Origin of the sequence: Parapedobacter deserti (assembly GCF_042646065.1) — a bacterium.
GTDB classification, from domain to species: Bacteria; Bacteroidota; Bacteroidia; order Sphingobacteriales; family Sphingobacteriaceae; genus Parapedobacter; species Parapedobacter deserti.
Genome location: NZ_JBHRTA010000029.1, coordinates 14,824 through 40,737 on the forward strand (window position 1 = coordinate 14,824; position 25,914 = coordinate 40,737).

Annotated in this window: 19 protein-coding genes; 8 read left to right on the plus strand and 11 right to left on the minus strand. The window is 40.1% G+C overall.

From position 1 onward, the window contains the following. The first annotated feature begins 21 nt into the window (after nucleotides 1–21). The 3 genes from ACFOET_RS08730 to ACFOET_RS08740 all read left to right on the plus strand — a co-directional run bounded on the left by ACFOET_RS08730 (nucleotide 22) and on the right by ACFOET_RS08740 (nucleotide 1,315). Complete coding sequence (locus ACFOET_RS08730) at nucleotides 22–237, plus strand: topoisomerase DNA-binding C4 zinc finger domain-containing protein (protein ID WP_379021646.1); 216 nt, start codon at nucleotides 22–24, stop codon at nucleotides 235–237. A gap of 256 nt (nucleotides 238–493) precedes the next feature. After that, the gene (locus ACFOET_RS08735; RefSeq protein WP_379021648.1) at nucleotides 494–958 is read left to right on the plus strand and encodes an ORF6N domain-containing protein; all 465 of its coding nucleotides are present in this window, start codon (nucleotides 494–496) and stop codon (nucleotides 956–958) included. Nucleotides 959–1,159: 201 nt separating this feature from the next. Beyond that, nucleotides 1,160–1,315: a hypothetical protein gene (locus ACFOET_RS08740; RefSeq protein ID WP_379021650.1), complete on the plus strand. Its 156-nt coding sequence runs from the start codon at nucleotides 1,160–1,162 to the stop codon at nucleotides 1,313–1,315. Here ACFOET_RS08740 and ACFOET_RS08745 read toward each other — a convergent pair. Beyond that, entirely contained in the window at nucleotides 1,292–1,846 is a 555-nt protein-coding gene (locus ACFOET_RS08745) for a TolC family protein (RefSeq protein WP_379021652.1), read from the minus strand. The two genes, ACFOET_RS08740 and ACFOET_RS08745, sit on opposite strands and share 24 nt — an antisense overlap. Before the next feature lie 45 nt (nucleotides 1,847–1,891). On the opposite strand from ACFOET_RS08745, the gene ACFOET_RS08750 reads away from it, so the two are divergent. The 3 genes from ACFOET_RS08750 (at nucleotide 1,892) to ACFOET_RS08760 (ending at nucleotide 5,289) form a co-directional block, all read left to right on the plus strand. Further along, nucleotides 1,892–2,779, plus strand: coding sequence for a helix-turn-helix domain-containing protein (locus ACFOET_RS08750; RefSeq protein WP_379021654.1), 888 nt, complete (start codon nucleotides 1,892–1,894; stop codon nucleotides 2,777–2,779). A gap of 73 nt (nucleotides 2,780–2,852) precedes the next feature. Next, a complete protein-coding gene (locus ACFOET_RS08755; RefSeq protein ID WP_379021656.1) occupies nucleotides 2,853–3,353 on the plus strand; it encodes a hypothetical protein in 501 nt (166 codons plus the stop codon). Nucleotides 3,354–4,722: 1,369 nt separating this feature from the next. Then, nucleotides 4,723–5,289 (plus strand): RNA polymerase sigma factor, encoded by a 567-nt coding sequence (locus ACFOET_RS08760; protein ID WP_379021658.1) that lies wholly within the window; start codon nucleotides 4,723–4,725, stop codon nucleotides 5,287–5,289. A 188-nt stretch (nucleotides 5,290–5,477) separates the two neighbouring features. On the opposite strand, the gene ACFOET_RS08765 is transcribed toward ACFOET_RS08760, so the two are convergent. The 10 genes from ACFOET_RS08765 to ACFOET_RS08810 all read right to left on the minus strand — a co-directional run bounded on the left by ACFOET_RS08765 (nucleotide 5,478) and on the right by ACFOET_RS08810 (nucleotide 21,402). Further along, nucleotides 5,478–6,512: a LacI family DNA-binding transcriptional regulator gene (locus ACFOET_RS08765; RefSeq protein ID WP_379021660.1), complete on the minus strand. Its 1,035-nt coding sequence runs from the start codon at nucleotides 6,510–6,512 to the stop codon at nucleotides 5,478–5,480. A gap of 69 nt (nucleotides 6,513–6,581) precedes the next feature. After that, on the minus strand, nucleotides 6,582–7,991 hold the full coding sequence (locus tag ACFOET_RS08770; protein WP_379021662.1) for an SGNH/GDSL hydrolase family protein: 1,410 nt from the start codon (nucleotides 7,989–7,991) through the stop codon (nucleotides 6,582–6,584). A 53-nt stretch (nucleotides 7,992–8,044) separates the two neighbouring features. Next, complete coding sequence (locus tag ACFOET_RS08775) at nucleotides 8,045–9,328, minus strand: alpha/beta hydrolase family protein (RefSeq protein WP_379021663.1); 1,284 nt, start codon at nucleotides 9,326–9,328, stop codon at nucleotides 8,045–8,047. Between the two features lie 7 nt (nucleotides 9,329–9,335). Next, nucleotides 9,336–10,598 carry an alpha/beta hydrolase family protein gene (locus tag ACFOET_RS08780; RefSeq protein ID WP_379021665.1) on the minus strand — a complete coding sequence of 421 codons (1,263 nt, stop codon included), beginning with the start codon at nucleotides 10,596–10,598 and terminating at the stop codon, nucleotides 9,336–9,338. Continuing rightward, on the minus strand, nucleotides 10,595–12,022 hold the full coding sequence (locus tag ACFOET_RS08785) for an alpha-L-fucosidase (protein ID WP_379021667.1): 1,428 nt from the start codon (nucleotides 12,020–12,022) through the stop codon (nucleotides 10,595–10,597). Before ACFOET_RS08785 ends, ACFOET_RS08780 begins: the two co-directional genes overlap by 4 nt. Nucleotides 12,023–12,039: 17 nt before the next feature. Then, nucleotides 12,040–12,951, minus strand: a complete 912-nt coding sequence (locus ACFOET_RS08790) for a DUF5017 domain-containing protein (protein ID WP_379021669.1) — start codon at nucleotides 12,949–12,951, stop codon at nucleotides 12,040–12,042. A gap of 1 nt (nucleotide 12,952) precedes the next feature. After that, nucleotides 12,953–14,773, minus strand: coding sequence for a RagB/SusD family nutrient uptake outer membrane protein (locus ACFOET_RS08795; RefSeq protein ID WP_379021671.1), 1,821 nt, complete (start codon nucleotides 14,771–14,773; stop codon nucleotides 12,953–12,955). An 11-nt stretch (nucleotides 14,774–14,784) separates the two neighbouring features. Beyond that, nucleotides 14,785–18,228: a SusC/RagA family TonB-linked outer membrane protein gene (locus tag ACFOET_RS08800; RefSeq protein ID WP_379021673.1), complete on the minus strand. Its 3,444-nt coding sequence runs from the start codon at nucleotides 18,226–18,228 to the stop codon at nucleotides 14,785–14,787. A 167-nt stretch (nucleotides 18,229–18,395) separates the two neighbouring features. Next, a complete protein-coding gene (locus ACFOET_RS08805) occupies nucleotides 18,396–19,370 on the minus strand; it encodes a FecR family protein (protein ID WP_379021675.1) in 975 nt (324 codons plus the stop codon). Between the two features lie 58 nt (nucleotides 19,371–19,428). Beyond that, complete coding sequence (locus tag ACFOET_RS08810) at nucleotides 19,429–21,402, minus strand: beta-L-arabinofuranosidase domain-containing protein (RefSeq protein ID WP_379021677.1); 1,974 nt, start codon at nucleotides 21,400–21,402, stop codon at nucleotides 19,429–19,431. A 428-nt stretch (nucleotides 21,403–21,830) separates the two neighbouring features. Between ACFOET_RS08810 and ACFOET_RS08815 the strand changes: the two genes are divergently transcribed. Next, nucleotides 21,831–24,320: a glycoside hydrolase family protein gene (locus ACFOET_RS08815; RefSeq protein ID WP_379021679.1), complete on the plus strand. Its 2,490-nt coding sequence runs from the start codon at nucleotides 21,831–21,833 to the stop codon at nucleotides 24,318–24,320. 42 nt (nucleotides 24,321–24,362) lie between these two features. Then, nucleotides 24,363–25,769: an arylsulfatase gene (locus tag ACFOET_RS08820; RefSeq protein WP_379021681.1), complete on the plus strand. Its 1,407-nt coding sequence runs from the start codon at nucleotides 24,363–24,365 to the stop codon at nucleotides 25,767–25,769. The last annotated feature ends 145 nt before the right edge of the window (nucleotides 25,770–25,914 follow it).

A 25,914-nucleotide genomic window follows, 5' to 3' on the forward strand; every position in this document is an offset into this window, starting at 1 on the left:
ATATTGTAAACCGGGAAACTGGTGATCAGGCAGAACCCTTCTAATGGCAGTCAATTTTTAGGATGCTCGCACTACCCCAGTTGTAACCAGACGTTTAAAAACGTGGAAATTTTATCGGACAGTATGTTATGTCCGGGTTGTCAAAGTGGCTTTGTGATTAAACGAAATGGTAGGTTCGGCGACTTTTTGGGGTGTACCAATTATCCCGGATGCAAGAATACGATAACGTTGAAATGATATAGTATCCATCGTATCGTTCATAAACCCGAAATCAAAAAAGTAAATTTTTTAGCATTTTTCATCTATATTATTGGACGTAAAAAACTAAACACCTATATTTACCTCAAGTAGATTATCTATCTTGAGGTCACAATTTGTGACTTCAAGACCAAACGACCAACTTATGACAAAAACTGAATCAACACAAACCGAAGTTATATTACTAGAGGCAGATGTTCAGAATCAAATCTATCATATCAGAGGATTAAATGTAATGATAGACAGCGACTTGGCAACACTTTACGGGTTAGAAACTAAGGCGTTGAACCAGTCTGTAAGACGCAATATTGAGCGTTTTCCCAACGATTTCATGTTTCAACTAACTAAGGAGGAGTGGGCCAACTTGCGGTCACAAATTGTGACCGCAAGTTGGGGAGGTCGGCGAAACGAGCCTTTTGCGTTTACTGAGTACGGGGTACTAATGCTATCGAGCGTCCTCAACAGCCAACGAGCCATCCAAGTCAACATACGAATCATGCGGATATTTAATCAGCTCCGGACTGCCATAATGAGCGAAACAGACATCCGCCTAGAAATTGAGAAGATAAAACGATCGCTTGATAACCAAGATAAAAATATCGAACTAGTATTTCAGTACCTCGATGAACTGAACGATAAAATCAAACGGCCGCCGTTACTGCCGGACAGGGAGATGGTGGGATATAAGATTGGGGAATAAAACAATGACCTTAAGCTGCGATGGAAACAGCACTCTTCATTTTCGGGCTAATTGGCGTTATTGCTAGTTTATATGCAATCTCTGCTTATCGAAAGGAGCATGTGGATAACGAAATGGCAGGTTTCATACAGCGAAAAAATAGACACAGAGAAAGGTATTGATTTACAAACCTTAGGCTAACCAAAACCTAAATATCCGCCGATGGCGTTCACCGACCGGCCGGTAGGCGATGGCACCACAGTGGAAAACATATTGAGTCTAGCCAATCCCGACGACATGCGGCTGGTGTTAAACGGCATGATTGACCATGGATTTTTCAATGAGCCGAATTCGTCAGTCTTCCGCTCCTCCGCCTAAAGCTCTATATAGATTGGTTACCGCAATCAATTTCTCTTTTTTAATAGAAATTGCATCCAACTCGTTTTGAAGAGCGTTGCTCTGTGCCGTTATCACTTCAAGGTAATTGGCCATTGCGCTCTTATAGAGTAGTACAGCATCGTTCGACGCCTTGGTCAGCGATTGATTTTTTTGCTCTACCAGCAGCAGTCGCTTTTCTGTTTGCCGAATAGCAGCTAAGGCATCAGAGACTTCGCCGACCGCCACCATTACGGTCTGGCCGAATTGAGTAACCGATTTTTCCTGCTCTAAAGCCGCAATTTCATAAGCTGTTTTCAACGCTTTCTTGCGGAATATAGGCTGAGTCATGTTGGCAGCAATGTTTTTCACCAGCGATCCCGGGAGATCAAACCAGTTATTAAATCTGAACGAGTTGGTTCCAGCAAAGGCGGTCAGACTAAAAGCGGGAATGAAATTAAATCTGCCAAACGAATGAAGAAAAAGAAGATGCAAAGGAGGGTATAGCACACTTGTTTTTGTAATTTTACACAAATCATAATTAGATATAATAAAACCGTTATTTTAAGGCGATTAACATTGAAAAATACCGAGACCACATTTAAAGAATTCACAAAGACATATATCAGGAATTTTCCTGATAAGTTTCGGTATTTAGAAACGCTTGTGCAAATCTATAATGTAGATGATTTATTTACTAAAAACATCATCACGCCGACACCGCTGTTAAAAGCTAATTTCAATTTTATTGTATTCCCTACAAACGGAAATTTTGAACAGCGAGTTGGAAATGAAATAAAGAAAGTGTCGGCAAATCAGGCTTTGTTAGTAATGCAAGGCGAAGTAACATCGCTATTGCGACAGTCGAAAAATGTCAAAGGCTATTACATCACCTTTGATGATATAATATTACAGCAGTTCAAAGACCAAAGTTACTTTATAAAGCTATTTACTATCGCCCCAATCATTCAGCTACACAGCAACGACAGTGAATTTTTGGAACAGGTTTGCAAACTCATCATTCAGGAATTGGAAACGCAAAAACCTGATGAACAAATTGTCCTCTATCTTTTTCAATCGTTATTACTGAAGCTCTTAAAATCTTCGGAGCTGAAAAAAGGCTTGTCGAGGCAGTTTGATATTGCGATTTCTTTTAGGGAATTAGTGTATAAGCACTATTCAGAGCATTACAGTATAAACGATTATGCTGAGCTTCTAAATATTTCATCTAACTATTTAAATCGTTGTATTCAAAATGTTTGGAACAAATCAGCCAAGCAGTTTACACAGGAGTTTATTATTATCCAATCCCAAAAATATCTACAGGATTTTTCCGAACCTATATCGGGTATTGCCTATCATTTGAACTTTAGCGACCCCTCTTATTTCGGTAGGTTGTTTAAAAAAATCATCGGCGTTTCGCCACAGGAATACCGCTCAAAGCCGATGCACGATTTGTCCGAGTAATGGAACTGTCAATCCTTACCTGTTTGCATCAAAATAGTCAATTTTGCACTATTAACTAAAACAAAAAGGCAAGATGAAAAATACATTGGTTTACATTTCGACAATCGCATTATTAGGACTTTTTGCAGGTGGCAGTATCACAATCCTGTTTATCATTGTTCCGTTTTGGCACTCTTTGGCCCCAAACGAACTAATGCTTTGGTTTAATCATTATGGGGCAAGAGTGGGGATTACAATGTTACCAATGCAGATTATTCCGCTTATCCTTTCAATATACGCTTATATTTCAGCCAGAAAAAGAAAAGAAGACGGAAAGGGTTTGTGGTTTTGGGTAAATGTTTCAAACATCGTTATTCTGATTATGCTTTTAGCATATTTTCTACCTATCAATTTTCAGTTTGTAAATCAAACAATGAACCCTAACGAAGTTCCGTCAGAACTAATACGTTGGGAAATTATTCACATAGCAAGAACTATCCTTACTGTTTTAAGTGCGGTTTTGGCAATCATCGCGTATTTCAAACTTATACGAAACTTCATTTATATCAATATGAAACCAGGCCATACACTATAACTTAATTTTTCTGTACACAATATGAACATCCTTCTATTCGTGTAATCTCCCCAGACTTCCGCTACGCCCAAAAATCGAAAACTCGGCATCGCAGGATATCTCTACTCACCATAAAGTCACTAATGAAATAGACTGGACTTTCCTACCCAGCTGAATATCCAATAAACAAAGCCCTGAAACGAGGAGAATCGGCGACAAATTTTTTATTGTCAAAATGATTGACAAAATTTTTATTGTCAGCAATCAACCACCGTTCTTAGTATTTTTTGTAAACCCCCATTCGAAGTGGTCTGATTTTGAACTTCAACACTTAGGTTATCACTTTTAGCTAAACCAATGCGATATAGACTTATGCCTGGTGTAATTTTCCGAGATCGCGGCGTCCAAAAATCGAAAACTCGGCATTGCAGTATTGTATATATCACAATAGAAGCCGCAAAATGCAAGGCCCCGAAACGGGGAGAATCGGGGCTTGCTAACTAACCAATTATAAACCTAAATTATGAAAAGACAAATCTTAACTGATTATATAACGCACCCCGGCCCTGCTTTGTTACAGCAGGATTGTTAAGATATGTTAAAAAGACAATGAAGTGATAAAAAAAGAAACCCGTTACCTAAAAGATAACGGGAATCCGCCCCAATGGGATTAGGGGCTATCAACCTAAACCTGAGAGAAAGATAAGAATTACCTTGATAAACTCAAAATGTAATTTTCCCCTAGCTAGCTACACTCAAAACTAAAGAATTCCAATCAATTTGGGAACGTTCCCACAATAAGGGAACGTTCCCAGGCTGAAAACTACTCTTTAATATACGCTTAAAAACGTTCAATTATTTATACTTGTTCCCAAGTATTGATGCGTTAAGTTGCATCATCAAAAAGTATAAGAATTTGTTCTTTGGCATTTTAACTTTTGATCCCGAGCGATTAACTTATTGGGTGGTGTCAACGCTGTCCACAGATCGATGTTGACGTTGCTTTCAACAACAGAAACGTCCATGAAAGTTTTAGCCCTAGGAGACAATGTTCCCCTGAGATCCAAGAAAGCATGTCCTTGACTGCTCGTATCTGTCAGCAAATTGCAGCAACTGCGCAGGAACCCGGTTCACTGAATGATAGCCGCATTTCTCAGCGGCAAATCTATGGGTCAAATTACAAAAAAACACAAAGAACAATTCCAATTATAATACATACACAAGCTTTACAATGGTTTGAAAACTAAACACATCGTAATAGTAAACCTCAAAATTATAAACCACTGGCAGACACAAACCAGTTTACGCTATATTATAAACTCAAGCACTGCTTTGTGAAGCAAAGGAGTAAAAAGCTGCATGTAAGATTGTTGATTATAAGCGATAGATTATGAAATCTTCAACTGAAATTAGTGAAAAAGTTTTAAACGATGAGGCTTTGGTCTTACGTCTACGTAACGGAGACCGTAATGCGTTTAATGCTATCTATAAAAACTATGAAGTTAAACTTTATCTGTATGCCTTCAGTGTCTTGAAAGATGTTGATCTTAGTAAAGATATTGTTCAGGAAGTCATGGTACAGCTATGGATTAGGAAAAAAGAATCTAATATTCAGTCTTTACGCAGCTATTTATTTCAGGCAGTAAGATTCAGGGTTCTTACAGCAATCAAGGCATGTAATAAGAAAGTCGTTCTGGATGAGTGTGCTTTGGAAGAAATTGGTGGAACTGAAGAGGCAGAAGATCGTCTGGCTAAACAAGAAATAAGCAACCTTTTAAGAAAAGGAATAGCGGAGCTTCCCAAAAAATGCCGTGAAGCATTTGTTTTAAGTAGGCAACAATATCTTTCGAATAAAGAAATAGCTGAGAAAATGGGAGTAGCCGTTAAAACCGTAGAAAATCAAATGACGATAGCTTTAAGGCGATTGAAAATTGCATTAGAAGATTATTTACCTTGACCGTAGCTTTCCATATGGGGACCGCTCATCGGAATGAAACCCGCCTTCCCGCTCGGTTGTTCCATGTGTTGATCTGCGTGGGATGGACCTCGTATTTGGCGGCCAGTTCATGGATCGTCTGTTGCTCCCTGATCTGTGAGATTCGATGGCCACTTTAAGCAGCTGTCCAGTTTTCGAAAAGTATTATACTAATTATTATGTTTCAGTTTTACTGTAGACTGTCGAATCACTAAGTTAGTTTTAAGCATTTTGGTTACAGCTTTCCATTCAGACACATCTCTATCTATTTGTTCAATAAGCATTTTGGCAGCGGTTGCTCCAATAAGTTCAATGGGTTGTGCGACTGTTGTAAGCGGCGGGTCAATTAGCGCAGATGCATAATCATCACTAAAGCCTACCACAGCAACATCCTCTGGTATTCTTAATCCTTTGCGTTTGAGAAGTTGTATAACTTCTATCGCAGTGGTATCGTTAATTACAAAAATTGCGTCAGGTGGACTTTGTAAGCTTAAAAAATATTGTAAGTAAATATTGATTTTTTCAAAGGATAAATCGAAGGAAACAATCAGTTCTTCGTCAATTGGAATTTGATGCTTTTTTAAAGCATCTTTATAGCCATTTAATCTGTGCCTACTAATAGCAAGGGATGGCGGCCCGCCAAGATGAGCAATACGCCTTTTATTTGTTTCGATTAAATGTTCTACAGCTAGAAATGCTCCCTCATAATCATCCACAATAACCTTTGGTACAATCATTTTTTCACATATTCTATTAAAAAAGACCACTGGAATCCCTTTTCTCAGAAAAATTTCAAGGTGATCGTAATTGCGGGTTTCTTTAGTTAGCGAAATCAGAAGGCCGTCTACTTGATATGCAAGCATAAGCTTTGCGTTTTCAACCTCATCTTTATAACATTCATTGCACTGGCTAATAATTATATTATATCCCGCTTTTATAGCCTCTTTTTGCGCACTTATAATCATTTGAGGGAAATATGAACCTATTAATTCCGGAACAATAATGCCTATTGTATTGCTTTTCCTGTTCAACAAACTCAGCGCATGGAGGTTCCTTCGATAGTCCATCTCATTGGCCAAATCAAGTACGGCTTTTCGGGTCTTCTGGCTTACATTCGGATGATTTTGAAGTGCCCTCGAAACGGTTGATTTAGAAATGTGAAGTTTTTTTGCGATATCTGTTATTGTTGTCTGACGCTTTTTCATGGTCATTAATTTCCATTTTATTTTCCAAATAGCCCAGACGAATTTTAATCAAGATGCTTTTTTATCAAATTATTCTTGGGCAAGCTCTTTTTTAACAATCTCAAACCGATGAGGGATTGGCTCATTGGCTTGATATATTAAATGATGTAGTTTCTCCATCCTTGCTAAAGTTTTTGACCAATCCATTTTGGCAGGCACATAATTATCCTGAAGATCTAATAACTCTTTATAGCTCTTTTTAGTAGTATCTTTCTCCGATGCCTTTGCCTTAGCGATATAACTACTAACTTCTTGTAAACTCTCAATGCCTAGCGGCTTTAGGCGGTTTATTTCTGTACTGCGCACATATCGGATAACGGCTTCGAGTTCCCAATATTCTTCAAACAATTTTAAGACCTTTTGTGCTTGTTGCTGCTGGGGAGTCGTTGCTATAGAAGCAATATTAACGCCCGTAGCTAATTCTGCAGCAGTATAATTTGCAATAGAGATTCCATCAATCTTCAATGTGTAAATACCCTTTGTCAAACCTTTTACCATTAGCAACTCCTGATTAAGCTCTTTCTCAAACGGTACAAAATCAAGAACTTCGCTGACACCTTTTGGCATAGGAAACGGTAAAGATTTTTCCAGAACATTAAAGCTAACGCCATTATCATTACCAAAAGAATCAAAGATTTTTGCATTTGACCTCACAATTCTCATCCGCTTCCTGTTAGCTTTTACTTTGATTGAAAAAACATGCGGATCTGCCTTTGTTGTTTTCAAAAACTGATAGGCCATTACGAAGTGCCCTTGCGGAGTGGGGTGTGTACGGTCACCAACCACTAACGATGCTGTAGGCTTTATTTTCTGCATTCGTTTTGTAACGTCCATCATTACTTGCCAATAGTCAACTACTGGAAGGTTATACTGCTTTGCTAGATCTTTAACATATTTGCCAGCTTCTTTGAGGCCAACATTTCTTCCTATCACACCTTTAAGATGTGGCAGATATACGGTCTCGTCATATATAGTGGGCGTTTGCAAGATTAATTTCGCTTTACTGCTCAAGAGGTTATGAACAATTTTTTCATAATTTTGCTTATAGGTTTCCATCATCTCTTTCCGTTCCTTGTCAATTGTCGGGCGAGCATAAGCAGAGTCAGTATACATAAGCTTTGCAACATCATTCATCCCCAATTTAAGCACTACCCAATTTGGTTGATGTATAAGTGCATCATCGTGCATTCGAGCCAACACATGCTCTGTTTTATCACCGCCTATCCCGCTATTTATAATTTCTATTTTCTGATTAGGATACCGTGTTGCATAAAACAACGCTAGGTAATGATGAAAGCCACCATGTTTGGTAATACTATTTCCTAGGAAACATACTTTGTCCCCATCTTTAAAAAGCTTTTGAGCTTTAGAAGGATAAATCAAACTTAAAACTAAAGCAAACGTTGATACCACTATTAGTCTTAAGGATGAACTTTTCACACAAGTGCTGGCGAATGAATTCAAAACGTGAGCTTACTATAGGTTAATATTAATTACGGTATAGGCTGTATTAAGCTGGAAACAGTAACGGGTCGGTCATCAGATATGCTTGCAAACCAGTCATATTTTATTCCTTCCGAAACCGGAATAGTAGCAATATATTTTCCATCCAAATTCAATTCTGCACGCACACTTACCCAGTTGCGCTTTGTCCACTCGTCTGCGCTATTACTGTACCAGACTAATGCCTGCGTAACAGGAGTGCTTGTTTTAACCGAGAATTGAACCTTACTCTCCCCACTGGGACTTTTGCCATTGACAACGGCATTTCGTATTTCCGGGAAAGGCTTGCCGGAACCTTTCAGCCAGTAGTCAAACCAGGTTCGTTCCATAACCAACCAGCCTGGTGTATCTGTTGACTTTCTGTCATTCCCACCCGGAACAGAAATCTTGTGGTTCTCATTTGGAGCAAATAATTGATTTGCTGAACCCCTCTTAGCTTTAACTGTTTCCATTACGGCAGGAGGAAAGAAAAAAGCATCATTAGTGGCGGCAGCTAAAAAATAAGGAGTTCTTGAAGAAGATATTCTTCTTCCTGCATCGAGATATTGCAACCATATCTTTTTCTCTTCTGGAGACATCTTCTCTATTTCCTTTTTGAACGAAGTTCCATAATCGTAAAATCCCGACCCAAAAACAGAAAACGAAGCTCGAATTTTATCACCTAGCAAGCCTGTTAACATAGTTGTTAGATATCCGCCCCACGAAATCCCAACTACCCCTATCTTTTCTTTGACAACATCAGGCTGCGTAGCTAGTAGATGGAATCCTTGTATCCCTACTACAACACCATCATATATAGTACTGGTTGTAATATCAGGTTTTGCAGTAAACCTGGATTTTCCGTAGGAAAACGATTTCCAGTGTCCATCGGAGTGTTGTACTTTTTCCGGGTTAGTTATTCCAGGTTCATCCAAGGCCAGCGTTATATACCCTAATTTTGCCCAAGCTATGGCTTTTTCTGTTTCAGCAGTTCCCCCTCCTCCATGTAGGACCAGTAGACCCGGATATTTTCCAGGTTTGTCCGGACGAGCGATGACTGCGAAAATTGTTGAAGGAACCGTTTTCTCATCTATGAAAACATCTCTTGAGTGAAATACAACTTTTTTAACGCTTACACCATCGTGCGTTTCATTTCCCAATTCCTTTATAATTTTTGGTGGCGAGTCATTCAAATATTTTTGAAACGGGTCTTTACCTTGTGCATAGACAGTTACCCCGAAACTGCAACAAAAGAAAAGAAGTAATAGCAAATCTTTAATCATAATTTTTGTCATTATTATCTCAATGAGTTGACTTAAGATGTTTAATCCAGGTAGATGTGGTAAATAATTGGTCTGTCCAGCTTGTATTCCTATCTGTCATACTTGCATACCAGTCGACGCCTGACGGAAACGCAGCGTTTGCTACCGATGCCGAAAAAATACCGTCATTTTCTCTTTTAGCTTCAACTTGTATCCATTTGCGTTCTGTCGTCTTTACAGATGGATCACTGTAAAATATGTTTACCATTTCTGGCTTCGCTGCATTTTGTGTGACGAGTTTTACATGTAGATTTCCATTTTTATCCAGATGCGATTCAGATTCAATAACTTTCGGAATAGGTGGCCCTGCATTCTTAAGATAATAATTAAAAAATTCCATCATTTTCCAGCTTCCCGGGTAACTGATTTTATGGTCCTCGTTAGGGGCATAGGATACGAACGTTTCTCCCTTCATTTTAGACAATGTCTTTTGCACCGCCATCCATGACCAATGCTTATCATTCGTGGCTGTGATGATACCAAATGGCTTTGTTATATTAGCAGCTCTCTGGCCGGGATCCAAATATTTTATCCATTCAAATCTATCATAATCAGACATTTTATTAAGCATCTGCATTCCAAAAGATCCGGCCATAAAATTACCTGTTCCATAAACCGACCAGGTAGCCGCAAGATCATCATCAAGCATAGCCGCCAGCATGGTAGCTATATAACCGCCCCATGATCCTCCCGCAATTCCAATTTTATTTTTATCGATATCTGGCTGAGCTTTTAGCAGGTAAAATGCCTGTAGAGAAGCTACTATACCGGTAAACAACGCACCATGCGTTATGTCTGGTGTTACACCGTAGGTTTCCTGCTTAGGCCATGAGGTTTCAGGGTGGTGATTTCCGCCATAGTGAGATATTCCAGGAATATCCAGAACCATAGCTACATATCCGTCCTGCGCTAAAGACTCCGCTACATTTATATCAGCCTTTCCCCCTCCTCCATGAAGTCGGAGCACACCCGGAAAAGGACCTGTACCTTTGGGGTGTGCAATTGCAGCAAAAACACTAACTTCTGCCTTACCGTCTGCCGACGTTATATCGCGGGAATGAAAAACAAGTTTATCTACTATTATACCGCTATTGGTTGTGTCTATTCCCAGTTTTTTAATAATAGCAGGTGCCTTTCCCGTCCTGTAAGCAGCAAAAGGGTCGTTATCGATCTCCTGGCTGCTGACGTTAAAACCAATTGAAACGATGAACAACAAAACAAAACTGATTTGCAGCAATTTCATGTTTTTGAAACTTTAGAAACAATTTTGAATACGTATACCGGCTGTCCTGAGGTTGCCCTTCTGAAACTGCTGGGTAAGTTCAGGTTTGTACCACCCGAACTATTCACAGAATGGTCTATTTTACGAGAATTGCCAAGCAATGTCAGCACATCATTATTTCCAACAATACCGTCGGGCAGAAGTAGCCTTTCAGGAAGTATTTGTTCATCCTCAGAAGGCAAATAAAAAGCATAATATACATTGTTCTTTTGCGTAAAAGCCCATTTTCCATGCCGGTAAGGAGCCAGAGGTCTACTTTCATACAATGCTTCGTGATTGACCTTCATCCACGACCCTATTTGCTCCAGACACGCTTTAGCTTTCGGGTCCCAGTCTCCATTCTGATCCGGCCCTATATTCAGTAGCAAATTCCCGTTCTTGGCAACTATGTCAACCAACGTGTGTAAGACACTACGGGCCGACTTGTACTGATCATTTGGTTTATAGGACCAGGATTCACCCAGTGTCATACATGTTTCCCAAGGTATAGGGATAAAACTTTCAGGAACTTCTTGTTCCGGTGTTAAATAATTTTCAAGCTCTGCAGGGCCTTTACGATCTACAAAGAGAATACCTGGTTGATGCGATCTGGCCATCCTGGCAATATTCGCCATGTTTAGATCTTGATTTTGTATTGCTGGCCGAACCCATGAGCCATCAAACCATAAGACATCGACTTTGCCGTAGTTTTTCATCAATTCCTCTACCTGACGATAGCTAAAATCTCGGAACCTCTGCCAACGTTCAGGGTATTTTGTAACGTCGTAACTCGCATTGCGGTCTTTTGGAGGAAAATATGACCACCAAAAATCCTGAGAGTGCCAGTCTGGTTTCGAAAAATAAGCTCCAATCATGAAGCCTTTGTCTCTGAAAGCGGAGAAAATCTCCTTAGTGATGTCAATCTTTGTGTTTTTGTAAAAAGCGCCAGAAGGCGAGGTGATCTTATAATCTGTTTCTTTTGTGTCATACATGCAAAAACCATCATGGTGCTTAGTTGTAAACACCATGTATCGCATACCAGCGTTTTCCGCCGCTGCAGCCCAGCGTGAAGGATCAAAATTTTTGGGATTAAACGTTTGGCCCAGTTTTTCATAAGCAATTTTATACTGGTACCAATCATGGCCATAAGGACCGGTTCGTTTTATAAAATCACGGTCTTCAGGACAAAGTGTCCATGATTCCACCACACCCCACTGACTATATGGTCCCCAATGAATAAATAGACCGAATTTAAGACCGTGCCAGGTTTCCAAATTTTTTCGGACCAAAGGATCCTCGGGAGCTTTATACTGGTCTGTTGATATCTTTTCATGCTGACCATAGGCAATAGAAAAAGGGAAAACAAATAGGATTAATCCCTTTATGATCGTGCTGTTGCTTAACATTTGTTGCGTAAAATTAGTTATTGAATTTCTAGATTAATCTCGCGTACCTGAGACCTTTCTCCGTAGACTGTATGATTAATTCCTACAAAAGTGACCGTATATTTCCCCGGAGTCGAAAACTGATATGAAAAGCTGTTGCTGCGAGTTGTCATATCCCGTACAAGTGTAGCTCTATCGGGGGTAATATTCCGGAGGCCAACTGCTGAGCTTATTATCCAATCCTCGTTGTCCGGAGTGTTTACAGGCCCACCATTTATTGACAACTGCGTTGCTGAAGGGGTTGCCCAGCCAACTGCTGGGTTCAGTACATTTACAGCTAACCAGTTAGGAGCGCTGATATTTGCAAAAATCGGGTAAACCGTTCCGTCCGTCAGGTTGTTGTGCAAGGTAAAATTCCTAATTGTCCATTGCCTTTGAGGAGAAGTAGATGAGGCCTCTCCTGTAAACTTAAAAGCAATATATACCTGATCTTCCGATGCAAAGTCAGAAATATCGACATCACCAGATTTCACATTGGCAGTTCCCATAGAAAGCGTTGCCCTACTGGTGATATCTGTCCAGGTAGCAGATTTTACCCCTTGTGCATTATAGGTTCCACTAAAATCACTTGATATCATTAATGCAAGTGAATTTACCTGGTTGCCATTTTGGGCTGATGTTTCAAAATTTATGATCTGTTGTCCATCAGCTTTCGTTCGATTGGCATTTTCATACTTCTTTCCGTTTTCCCCAGAGTAAAAGATTACAAAATTAGGATTGCCAGACAATAGAAATTCGACTGGCTCATCGACAATGAAGACGTTTTTTTCTGTTTTAACGTCAAAGTCGGTTGGCCATTCTACCTCATCTTTGGTACAGCTAACGGAGAATCCTATAGCCGAAAAGATTAGGGCTATGTATTTAAATTTAGAAATAGTCATATTGTTCATGTTAGAATCCATTATTTTGTACCAGCAAATTATTTAGCGCCAATTCACTTAACGGAATAGGTAAATAAATATATTTGTCAGTTACATTATTCCCAGCATCGGCAGCATTTCTGAGTGATGTAGGCGCATTTAACGTGATATGGTTCGCTACAGCTTTCAATGTTGGCACAAAAATTCCCCAGCGAATCAGATCCATTCTTCTCAAACCCTCAAAGCACAACTCGCGGGAGCGCTCATCCTGAATAACTTTTCGAAAGTCGGACAAATCTGCAGGTGTTAAATCAGAATCATCAGTGGAGCTTAGATTTGCTGTAATAATAGCTCCGTTGCCATCACCTCCCGTAAGCGTAACTGTAGGTGTTCCTGTGTAAAATGTCCCCCTCGAAATGATTTCAACGGCGGTAACACGACCATCCTGGACAACGGCAGTAGCTTTTACAGGGTCTATCCCTACTGCATCTACACCTCCTGATACAGTGATAATTGGAGCGGTTGTATAACCAGCCCCCCCGTTAATAATTGTGAAAGATTTAATCGTTTTGCCACTTCCATAAGCTCTTTGACGAACTTCGTTTACGCATTTTTTAGCAAATTCGCTTGGGTTCTGTTGCGCCTCTGCCTCGTATTCCGCTTCTGCTGCCATCAATAAGACATCTGAATACCGTATAACAGGATAGTTGGTTGAATTATAATTATTTATCTTATTAGTGGTTAGCTCGTATTCACGTCTGAATTTCCCAATACGACGCTCATACAGCTGATTTGGAGTCCACGGAACTTTTATTAATGTATTATTGCCTTGATAACTATATGGAGCAATAGCCCAATCTCGTCTCAAATCAGCATCATCGTATTTGTTAAATAATATAGCTTGAGCGCCATAACTACCCGGGGAAAAGCCTAATTGTATATTATTTTGCCTGATTCCAAAACCAACTCCAACTCCACCCGTCTTACCATGGGGATCAGTATTTCCTATTGAGTAAAACTCTACTTCCCATATGTTTTCCTCAATATTATACCTATCCTGAATAAGATCAACATATAATTTTGAATAGTCAGGAACTAAACTGTGTATTTTTGAATCGATTACTTTGTTTGCCCATTTCAACGCTTCTGCATATTTGCTAGCGTCGTTGTGCGGATACCCCGCATTGTATAAACATACACGCGCTAAAATTGCCTGAACTGCAGATTTGCTTACTCTACCAGAATGCCCATATTCTGTAATTGGCAAAACCATTCCTTCTGCCATTGTCATTTCATCAATTATAAACTGATACACCTCTTTGGCAGGGGTACGGGCAGCGTAAACATCTTTTACCGATTCGGTCGGCTTCGTTCTTAACGGGACATCTCCAAAATTACTAACCAATAAAAAATAGTAATAAGCTCTTAAAAACCTGGCTTGGCCTTCAATTACTCTACGCCTGCTTTCATCCATTTGAGGCTTATTAATGTTTGCCAGCAGCATATTAGATTTTTCTACGCCTATATACAAGGTCCTCCAAATATCATAAACGCCTCTAAAGCTGGAAGTATAGTCATACTTTTGTGCAATCCCCGTTGCCGAAGCGGAATAGGATACGTCATCAGTGATTTCAAACGCTGTAAACAAGCTATTTCCGGAAGACCTGTAGATAACCTCACGGCCAAGTACTTCGTAAACTCCATTTAAGGCCGTATTGAGCTGTTCTTCGTTATTATAATAATATTCTGCAGCTATAAAGTCTGTAGGTCTAATTTCGAGTGCTTTATTACAGGAAATCAAAACGTTGCAAATCGCTACTGCCAAAAGGATTTTAATGATCAGTGATTTCATGATAATCATTTTTATAATGTTAATTGTAAGCCAAAAACCAATGTTTTTGCTCTTGGATAAGAAGAGAAATCTAACCCCGTAGTTAGAGCCGAGTGACGCGTTGAAACTTCGGGATCAGGTCCCGAATATCCAGTTATCGTAAGCAAGTTTTGGGCTGATGAATAGAAACGCATAGTGCTAACCCCGACAGATTTTGTTAATTTAGCAGGCAAAGTATAACCCAGTGAAACCGTCTTTAACCGTAAATACGACCCATCCTCTATTGTTCTGTTAGAATAATAGGGCTGGCCCACAGCGCCGGCCCTGCTCGGTATTGTTGTATTCGTATTAGAAGGAGTCCAACGATTTGCGTATGTTGCATACATATTAGTATTAAGGTTTACAAGATTTGCCCCCTCCATAACTATTCTATTTGCATTCATGATATCATTTCCATAGGAAAACTGAAAAAAGACATTTAGGTCAAAACCCTTGTAAAAAAAGTTATTTGTAAAACCACCTATGAAATCTGGATTTGGGTTTCCGATCACTGTAAAGTCAGTTGCTGTTACATTACCGTCATTATTAAGATCCCTATATTTCAAAAATCCAGGTTGTATGATATTTCTTGCCAGCCCATTCGCAGGTACTTCGTCTTTTAAGACATACCTGCCATTTGCAAGCTGATTGAAGTCTTCATATTGGTACAATCCATCGCTTAATACACCATAAAACATGGCTATTGGCTGACCGATTTTTGCAATCCATAAAGGCGTGGTATTAAAAAGCCCCCCAACTGCTGTAGTAATCGATTCCTGACCTCTGGTTAAGGCCAGCACCTTATTTCGGTTAAAAGCAATATTAAAATTAGAATTCCATCTGAAATTTTCTGTTGATATGTTATCCGAGCTTATTGACAGCTCGAAACCACTATTGCTTACTTTTCCAATATTTTCAAAGGCAGAGGTATACCCTGTCATGGTCGGCAATTGTGCATTCAATAGTAAATTTGAAGTAACCTTTTTATAGTAATCTGCCGTTAACCTGATCTTATCTTCTATGAAACCTACATCAATTCCAAAGTCGACTTCATTGGTTGTTTCCCATTTAAGGGTTGGATTGCCTAAAGTAACCGGCCCGCCACCCACACTGGGTGTAGAATTACCGAAAGAATAAAAGAATCCAACCGGAAATGCAATAGATGATAAACTTGCAAAATCATTGACCCGATTGTTTCCAATAGACCCGTAGTTGATTCTCAGTTTTGCGTCTGACAGGAACGAAAGATCTTTGATAAATTCTTCCTCGCTCAGGCGGTAACTCACACCCAGGGAAGAAAAGTAAGACCAGCGGTTTCCCGCAGCAAATTTAGAAGACCCATCGGTACGCAGACTGGCTGATAAAGCGTATTTCGATTTGTATCTATAATTTACACGTCCAAGCACAGACTGTAATGCCCACGCGGATGACGCAGCAGTAATAGACCGTGGTGTACCCTCATCAATCCCGCTAATGCCTAAAGACTCGTTCGGCACCTGTACTGCAGTGGCGCCTGAAGAATAGGATTCGCTCCTTTGTTGACTATAATCGACAACAAAATCCAAGTGATGCTGACCGAATTTACGGTTATAAATCAGCATGTTTTCGTTACTCAAATTGGTGGTGCCAAAGAGAATGCGCCCTCCATTTACGCCCAATGACTGGGGGTTGCGGGGGCTTCCTTGTCTGGTTGACGAATTATAGAATGAAATTGCCTCCCGGCCCGAGCGGTTCATTGCCCCGGTAACTCTCAACTTCAGATGTTTATTAAACTTGTATTCTGCAAATACATTGCTCAACAAACTCGTTGACGCGGATTGACGCAATTCGTTCTTTGCCTGCATATACGGATTTACCCTGTAATCGGTATTAGGGTCTATAGAAGGGTCAAATAATTCGTTTTCGAAATCAAGATTAGCAACATCCCCTGCGGTTGGTCTAAAACTCCAAACGGCGTACATAAAAGATGCTGAAGGCAAGCTGTTATTATTGGTAACAATTGTGCCATAGCTATTTATATCACTATAATTTGCAGATATCCCGACCTTTAGCTTGTCGTTGACATTTTGATCTAGTGTCACCCTGCCTTGATATCTCTTGAATCCAGAATTTACCAAGATCCCATCCTGATTTGTGATAGATCCTGAAACAGTATACCGGGTTTTGTTATCGCCGCCTGACATTGAAATATGATGATTTCCGAAAGGGGCAGTGTTAAACACTTTATCCTGCCAGTCTATTCCTTTTATCTCCCTGTATGATTCGATTGTTTTACCATCATTCAGATAGTTCGCGATCGTATAGTTACTATCTATTTCAAATTGAAGCTTCACGAATTCGTAAGGATCGAGCACTGGTATTGCCTTACTTATGGTTTGGAAACCCTGATAGCCATCATAGTTTATTCTCGGTGCTCCAGCCTTTCCCCTTTTCGTAGTGATCATAATTACGCCGTTAGATCCTCTGGAACCATATATCGAAGTTGATGCAGCGTCCTTTAACACATCTATTGACTCAATGTCAGCTGGATTGATAGCTGGGTTTTCATTATCTTCTATCGGGAACCCGTCTATCACATACAATGGCGAGTTGTCTTGAGTGATGGAATTTGCACCACGTATAACAATGTTGATAGCGGATCCTGGCTGACCGTCCACGGAGCTTACCTGAACCCCAGCAACACGACCGGCCAAAGCCTGATCAAAACTCACAACAGGTGCCTTATTAAGGTCTTCCATATTTACTTTTCCTACAGATCCCACCAAATCTTTTCTGTCTATTGGATCTCCATAGCCCGTTACCACTACCTCATCAAACCTGCTACTGGATGATTTTAAAATTATGTTAATCGTTTTTCTGGCTCCCACCATTTCCTCCACCGTCTCTGATCCAATGTAGGAGAAAACTAAAATACTTGTCCTGTCCGGTACACTTATGCTATACTTTCCATTTACATCACTTGTGGTACCCTTTTCAGAATTTTTGATTTTGATACTGACACCTGGTAAAGGTTCGCCTACCTCATCAGTTATTACTCCAACTATTAATATCGGAGCAGCCTTTTTTGATGCAGCAACATTTATAACAATCGTTTGACCGACTGCCTTATATTCCAAATTGTGAGGAGTCAAAATTGAATTTAACACCGCTGACAGCTTTTGTTCTTTGAACGAAGCTTTAACTGGACCGGCCCCCGAAATTTTACTCCCAGTAAACGAGAAGTTTGCACCGGTAAGTTTAGCCAGCTTGTCTAAAGCTTCAGGCACATTTTTCTCTTCCAATTGGATTGTGACAACTTTTTCAAGCGTTTGTGACACGCCAGCCCAACTTGCGAAAGGAATTACTAAATTTAGACAACAAACCAGTTTAAATGCCGTGACTAATCGCGACGGATTGGGCCCGGAGAACTTAATTCTCCATTGTAAAAATACACTCATATTGTTAGATTTATAATTAGTTTATGAAGCCGAGTAATGAAAGCGAATTTTGTGATTTATCTACTTATTGTGCTTTCCAAAACTATTTATATGGTTAAATCTTAATTTTTCATACATCAATCCTTAACCGTATTGCCAAGTAGGGTTCATTACATCACTTAAATGAGTTACTCACAAGTCTTTCCGTCTAGGAAAAAATGGCCACTTTCCTTAATTACCCTTCCATTAAGTGACAATGCCAGTATTTGCAAAACGTTATCCGGGGACTCCCCTTTAAAGTCAGCGAATACAGGGCAATTTTTAATTTCATTATTGTACTTAATCGTTATTTGGTAATGGCGTTCTAAACTTGCCAAAACTTTGAATAAGGGAACACCAACGAATTTTAGAAGGCCTTCTTTCCACAAGATATCATCAGCAGCTTTAGTATCATGCTTTGCTAGCTTTTGCGTGATTTTACTAAAAACAACTTTCTGATCTTTTTCAAGAAATATGGCTTCAGCTCTTTTTATCTCACTTTGGAGCAGTGTCTCGATTCGAACTTTTCCGCTGAGTACGGTAACCTCACCTGTTTCCTCATCTGGATAGGACCGTATGTTAAATGAAGTACCCAGTACAGTTGTCTCCAAATCGCCCGACTTGATTACGAATTGCTGATTATCAGAATGCTTAACTTCAAAAAAGGCTTCTCCCACCAATTCGACATAACGTGGACCACTTGATTTAAACTCTTCGGGGTAATACAAAGTAGAACCCGAATTGAGCCAGACTTTGGTTCCGTCTTTTAGTTCGATTTCTTTAACCTCTCCTGCAGTAGCAAGGATATTCATTTGCGTTGGACTCAAAAAATCCGAGATCGTACTACGGGACTTATAAATTAAAAGCAGCGGCGTCAACACAACTAAAATTAATGCTGCTAATTTTACAAATTGCCCTTTTCGCTGATATTTTTTTAGCTTTGCTATGCTTTTGTAATGCATCTCATCTTTGAAAGAGTCTAAATCTCCATGAATTTCATCGTCCCATGTTAGTTCACATTCTTCCAATTCCTTTAATAGATGCATCAATTCATCTGTCTCTTCAGGAGATAGCTGGCCATCTGAATACCTGTTAATAAGTTCATTAAACCGTTGAATATTCATGATGTCTCCTTGTTTATGTTGATGTGCTTATTTATTTTTATAAATACGTCTATCGCATTTATTGTTCAGCTATTGGAAAGACAGTAACCCTAAGTCTTGTACTGCCGTAAGGAACAAGGGTAATCATCTCCCGCTTACTGTCCACCTCAAAACCATTAGCCAGGGGCAAAGGTGGCGTGAAACGACCTTGTTCAAGTGTCCAATCGTTTACTTTTCTGGCCGGAACCCTTATTACAACGGGAGCATTTCCGGGATCAAGAGGGTAACCCGTCTTTTTTGTTTTAACTACCTTTATTTTCTTCGAAAAATCGGTGCTGTCCATATCCAAAGCGTAATTCCAATTTCCTTTTGGCCTAATGTCTAATGCCGGAAATGCTGGATCATTTGACCTTTTACCGTCCAACCTGGGATAAGTGGCTGTATCTATGGTTATCGCTTCCGGCACAGCATAAGCGTACAGAAGAGGGCCTCTTTCGACAAGTCCTCCCCATCGGCCCCATTTTACCATCTTCGCTTCCATAGGGAAATTCAAACTAATCCTATCTCCATTTTTAAATTCACGGTCGATAGTTATAAATGAGCCCTTTTTTAGATTTCCTTTATAGGCTTTACCGTTAATCAAAACCTGTGGCTTGTCACACCAAACAGGAATTCTGAATTTAAACGGCATTTTTACTGGAGATGAAACCTCAAAACTAAAATCAATTTTTTCGGAGAATGGATAAGAAGTTGTTTCCTTAATCGTCATTTCCGTTCCGTTGCTTAACTTCACTTTTTCCAGGGACGGGCCATACAGCGTTGCTACCGGGTTACCTGCTGAATCTCTCATCCACATACGTGTAATATAATTTGGCATAAACCTGTGAACATTACCTGCACAACATTCGGTTTCGTGGCAAGGCCAGTATGCCATCCAGGTGGTACCATGTTTGTATGGGTTATGATTAGAGATTCCGGTAGCAATTACCTGATTTACACTTGAAAAATACTGTAAATTCTTAAAATCTTTAGAGACAGCACCTGGCCCTGCATTGAACACAGCCCTTTCAATATTATCTGCCCAGTGAGCGTCTCCGGTGGCCATCAGCAAGTAACCAAGAGCCCATGTATAATCAGTAATATCACAAGTTTCATGACTGACCAATGGATCTTTACCAGAAAGAAATTCACTTGAACTTGGCACCCCGTCCGGCAACATGTGGTCCCGCTCCAACTTTTTCATTGCATTTACAGCAGCGTCTAAATAGAGCTGTTTATTAGTATATGTATAAAGAATAGCCGGTAGTTTAGCCATTTCCATATAAGTAACACCATGAATACTATCCTTTTCTGAAGACAAACATTTTTCCAGATTCAATTCAAAACCACCAATAGCGTAAGATTTCTCTGCAAGCTCTAGAAGACGTTGGTCCCCGGTTTTGCCATAAGTCCATAATGCTCCTTCAATATTTACAATTGCTCTTTTAGCATCTCCTAATTCCTTAGGTGTATAACTAAGATAATGCCTATGGAGAGCTTCAACAATACGTGGATCTTTTGTTACCGAATACTCTGCTTCCAGTACTCGAAAAAAGACAGCTATGGGCCATTGGCTAGTAAAAAAAGAAGGACCAAGCCGTCCATTATCCTGAGGACGATCCAATGTATATTTGATACCCTCTTTAGATTTTTGGATGAGACTATCGTTTCCTAATAAGTACCCTAACCTTATTAAGCCGTCAGTATAATACGCAGTTTGTTCATACCTCCACCAGTCTGCACCACGCTTGTCGCCAATGCGGTCAATTACACCTCCCCAGAGTGATGTATTGAAAGGATAAGAAAGTACATCCGGACGTCCGGTTAGGCCTGATTGTTGACGCCGAAGAAACTCTAACAACCATCCTTCCGGTTTTGTATTAAGCGGTATATCTCTAAACTGGTCATAACGAGTTACTTCATTAGTATTTATGACTTGTCCTATGCTTTCTTTATTATTACTTAAGCAAAGAAATGTTAAAGAAATACTCAGGATCCAAATTCTTTTTTTCATAGAATTACAGTATTAAAATAAGTTTATCTTGGTGAGGAATGATTTCTGAATCCTCTAAACATTGCTGATAAAACCATTTTTGCTGATGATTTAGTCTGCCGCTTTAGTAATATGTCTTTTTAAAACTGCTCCGCCCCCAAAAAATAAAATATCAAAACAGAGCAGACAGCAATACCCTATGGTAAAGAATATGATTAGCGATCGATGGTTAACGCATCGCTCATGAATAAACTTCTTATAATGATATGCACTTTCTCGTATTTCCAGACGTTTTCTATGCAACATTTAGGGGATGTAGGCGTTTGAAAGTACTAATAATAAGAAGGCTTTAGTTATACCGTATCTAATCTTATTTTATAAAAAGGGATCGTTGATCTTAGTGCACCAAAATTTCCTCTTATAGCTTTATAATACACCCTAAAACATATATGAATCGTAAGTTCATTTTCTTTTGTCTAATCAACTTTTCAGCTACTCTTTCTACGTTGGCGACTGGTAGCATCTCACACGAAGGTGATTCTTCATTTTCGTTGTCATCCGAGCAATTAAAAGTGACATGGCAGAAAAAACAGCAAGGCTGGTATATCAGTGAGATCATTACAGGTATGAAGAAAGTTGCTCATCCTTCGGGCGCCTATACCATTTTATATAAGAAAGGAACTCCAGCAGGTGCTCGTGTTGATCTTGATATCGAGGGGCGGGGTTACACGTTTTTCCCGTCAGAAATAAAAAAAATGAAAGACGGTTCTCTATTATTTTCAGAAAAAAATGGCGTAGGTGAAGTAACCGCGCATTGGAAAACCGACTCCATTGATACTTCAGACCTTATAGTTGAAATCAGCCTGACTGCGGCAAACAATGGATATTATTCTATAGCAACCCCGACTATCGCTGTTCTTGATCCTGAAGAACTTGCCTGGGGAATGATACCTGGAGCATGGTACGGCCGTGAATTGGTTAATGACAGGTATTTGGCGGCACAATACAGCCAGGGACTACCATCTGTCCCCACACTGGCCAGAGAAAATTCTACCATGACGCTCAGCCCTTTGTTGAGTGGGAAAGATGGCATTACATTTACTGCTGTTCCGGAGCCTGGAACAGCAGCCGATCCATGGCCAAAAGATAGTATGTTAAGAAAAATTAATAAGGTTGGGATGTCAACGATGAACCGTCATAATGAGCTTTCTCCGGTAGTCTATGCTCCCGTACTTGGACAGGAAGGGTCTTACCTACAAGCCGGCGAGACATTTAAGTTCAAATTCCGCTACATTATTCAGGATGCAGACTGGTTTACCGTTTTTAATCATGTCGTAAACAATATTTACGAATTCAAAAACTTCCTAACATTGCAAAAGCAGCGAGTGTCACTTTCCGAAAGGTTACAAAACCTCGCTCAATTTCTCTCTGAAGATAAAAGGTCAGCCTGGACGACCTGGGATTTCAATAACTTGACTATTGGGGCAAACGGATCTAAAAATGCTGATATTGGTGCGCTGTATATGCTTGCCAAAAACGCAAACGATACCGTTATGCAGCGCCGCATTCCCTTTGTAAGAAATTATAAACTTGCACAACAGCAAACAAGTCCAGGTTTCTTCCAATACAGTGCGACCGGGGAATACCCTTCCAATCATGGCAATATAGAAGAAAACCCTGTGTTCTTTTCCGAAGTAGGAAATTGGATAGAGCCATTATACACTACATACTATACATTAATGGATATGGGGAACATGCTTCTGTTTAATCCTGAAGATAAGGAAATTCGCGAACGAATGCGTCTTGCTGCCGATAAGCTGATGAGCTGGCAAAAAGCCGATGGCGGTTGGGATGTTGCCTATGACAGATTAAGCAACAGGCTGGCATTTCCAGACCTAAAAGATCTACGTCCAACCTGGTACGGGCTTTTGGTAGCGTATAAGACCTTTGGCGACACACAATACCTGGATAGAGCTAAGAAAGGGGCCGATTGGTTAATTGTAAACGGAGTAGATAAAGGTTATTATTTAGGAGTTTGCGGTGATGCGAGAAATGTATGGGATTTTGCCACCGCACAGTGTGCTCAGGCCTTTTTAGACCTGTACGCCATAACAAAAGAAGATCGCTTTAAAAATGCTGCTATCGAAACTGCCCGGATATATGCAACCACTATTTATACACATCCAGTAGCTAACGGAAGCCCAAGATGGGTTAACGGGAAAGAATTTAAAGACTGGGAGATAAGCCAAGTAGGATTAAGCGTAGAACACATTAATGGCACTGCTTCTTCCGCCGGTCCAATTCTCATCTCCAGCTTTACAAGTTTGTTTGTTCGTATATATGAACTAACTGGCGAAAGCTTATTCTTGGATATGGCCAGAGCCGGGAGCCGTGGAAGACATGCTTTTATAGACCCCTACTCATCCATGACCACTTATTATTGGGATCGCTTGCCGACTCTTGGAGCAGGGGCTAGAGAGTTCCCTCATCATGCATATTGGCAAATAGGTTGGATAACTGATTATTTAATGGCTGAAATCCACTTACGTTCTGAAGGCAAGGTCAGCTTCCCTTCAGGCTATATGACACCCAAGGTAGGCCCTCATGTAAGTTATGGTTTTGCAGAAGGCACAGTATATGGCAAAAAAGCCGACCTGCTGATCACCAATGGAGGCTTCAGCAGTACAAACCCGTATTTCGAATATATTACTGCAAAAGATTCCAAAACAGGAAAAATTTACCTGATGATTCTTAGTCAAAGTCCAACTAAACAAACTGGAATTGTTAATATCAATACCTCAAAAATCTGTGGCAAGCACGTACAGCCAAAAACAGTAAAAATCATTGAAGGTAACGAAGCAACTTTAAATAAGGCGAAGGACGAAATAAACATTAGTTTACCCGCCTGGGGCTTCACCACAATAGAACTCAGCCTATAAAAAACCGGTATTATATAAATTCTTATAAAATAAATTAATATCATGCGTTTTAAACTTTTTGTTTGTCTATTCACGATGTTAGTCGTTGTTGCGAAGGCCCAACAAATGCCAAACGTCATATTTATTCTGGCGGATGATTTAGGGTACGGCGATTTGGGCTGTTATGGTCAAACGAAAATCGCCACTCCTCATATCGACAAGTTAGCTGCAGACGGTATGCGTTTTACACAGTTTTATGCAGGCACCAGCGTTTGTGCACCATCCCGGGCATCTTTAATGACAGGCTATCATACAGGTAAAACAGCTATAAGAGGAAATCATGAAATTGGCGAAGAGGGCCAGTTTCCCCTGCCAGATTCGGCATACACTATGCCTGAAATGTTCAAGGATGCCGGATATATTACAGGTGTTTTTGGAAAATGGGGACTTGGGTACCCTGGCTCGGAAGGGGACCCCACCCGGCAAGGCGCAGATCAGTTTTACGGATATAACTGTCAGCGTCAATCGCACAATTTCTTTCCGGGTCATTTATGGAGCAACACAAAGCGGATAGCGCTCAAGAACACTCCGCACAATCAAACTGAATATGCTCCGCAATTGATACAAAAGCAAGCTATTCGATTTATAGAAACTAATAAGGCAAATCCCTTCTTTGTATACCTTGCTTATACGCTTCCACATGCAGCCTTGCAACTACCCGCGGATGACCAAGCTTTCGAATATTACAAAAGAAAATTCAAAGAAGACTCTCGGAACATCCCAACAAGCTGGAATGGAAAGGGCTATCAGCCACAGGCGTACCCTCGCGCTGCTTATGCCGCAATGGTAACCAAACTGGATAACTATGTTGGTGAGATCGTAAACAAACTAAAGGCTTTAGGATTAGAAAAAAACACGTTGATCGTATTTACCAGCGACAACGGTCCTCACGCCGAAGGGGGAAATGAGCCCGAGTTTTTTAACAGCAGCGGGCAATTCAGAGGTATTAAAAGAAGTCTTTCTGAGGGCGGAATCAGGGTGTCTACGATAGCAACCTGGCCAGGAACCATCCGCCCGGGCCAAACTTCCAATCATATTGGTGCTTTCTGGGACTTTTTGCCAACATTCGCCGAATTAGCCGGTATAAACCTGCAAAACAGAACAGATGGTATTTCAATCTTACCAACGCTTTTGAATAAGCCAAAGCAAACTAAACACAAATTTTTGTACTGGGAATTCCATGAAGACGGAGGAAGACAGGCCGTGAGAATAGGCAATTGGAAAGGCATCAGAGAACAGGTCTTGCAAAACCCGAATGGGCCAATCGAACTTTACGACTTATCAAAAGACCCCGGAGAAAAGGATGACCTCGCTAAAACTAATCCCAAAATTGTAAAGCGTATAGAAAAAGTGATGTTGGAGCAGCATACAGAAAACGAACATTTTCCATTCCTGAAAAGAAATAGGTAATCAAAACACTCGTAATGCTAAAGATAAAAAAGACATAGAGCAAGGTATTACATAAAACATCGTTTTAGATGTAATAGCCACTACTTGATCTGACAGTCAGGGGTTTTAAAAAACTGTCAGTTGTTCTCTGCTAATATACTCATTT

Bases quoted from the DNA above. Each gene is read 5' to 3' on its own strand.
- ACFOET_RS08735 (WP_379021648.1), top strand. From the start codon at position 494: ATGATAGACAGCGACTTGGCAACACTTTACGGGTTAGAAACTAAGGCG.
- ACFOET_RS08740 (WP_379021650.1), top strand. From the start codon at position 1,160: ATGGCGTTCACCGACCGGCCGGTAGGCGATGGCACCACAGTGGAAAAC.
- ACFOET_RS08755 (WP_379021656.1), top strand. From the start codon at position 2,853: ATGAAAAATACATTGGTTTACATTTCGACAATCGCATTATTAGGACTT.
- ACFOET_RS08760 (WP_379021658.1), top strand. From the start codon at position 4,723: ATGAAATCTTCAACTGAAATTAGTGAAAAAGTTTTAAACGATGAGGCT.
- ACFOET_RS08765 (WP_379021660.1), bottom strand. From the start codon at position 6,512: ATGAAAAAGCGTCAGACAACAATAACAGATATCGCAAAAAAACTTCAC.
- ACFOET_RS08775 (WP_379021663.1), bottom strand. From the start codon at position 9,328: ATGACAAAAATTATGATTAAAGATTTGCTATTACTTCTTTTCTTTTGT.
- ACFOET_RS08780 (WP_379021665.1), bottom strand. From the start codon at position 10,598: ATGAAATTGCTGCAAATCAGTTTTGTTTTGTTGTTCATCGTTTCAATT.
- ACFOET_RS08785 (WP_379021667.1), bottom strand. From the start codon at position 12,022: ATGTTAAGCAACAGCACGATCATAAAGGGATTAATCCTATTTGTTTTC.
- ACFOET_RS08790 (WP_379021669.1), bottom strand. From the start codon at position 12,951: ATGAACAATATGACTATTTCTAAATTTAAATACATAGCCCTAATCTTT.
- ACFOET_RS08795 (WP_379021671.1), bottom strand. From the start codon at position 14,773: ATGAAATCACTGATCATTAAAATCCTTTTGGCAGTAGCGATTTGCAAC.
- ACFOET_RS08800 (WP_379021673.1), bottom strand. From the start codon at position 18,228: ATGAGTGTATTTTTACAATGGAGAATTAAGTTCTCCGGGCCCAATCCG.
- ACFOET_RS08805 (WP_379021675.1), bottom strand. From the start codon at position 19,370: ATGAATATTCAACGGTTTAATGAACTTATTAACAGGTATTCAGATGGC.
- ACFOET_RS08810 (WP_379021677.1), bottom strand. From the start codon at position 21,402: ATGAAAAAAAGAATTTGGATCCTGAGTATTTCTTTAACATTTCTTTGC.
- ACFOET_RS08815 (WP_379021679.1), top strand. From the start codon at position 21,831: ATGAATCGTAAGTTCATTTTCTTTTGTCTAATCAACTTTTCAGCTACT.
- ACFOET_RS08820 (WP_379021681.1), top strand. From the start codon at position 24,363: ATGCGTTTTAAACTTTTTGTTTGTCTATTCACGATGTTAGTCGTTGTT.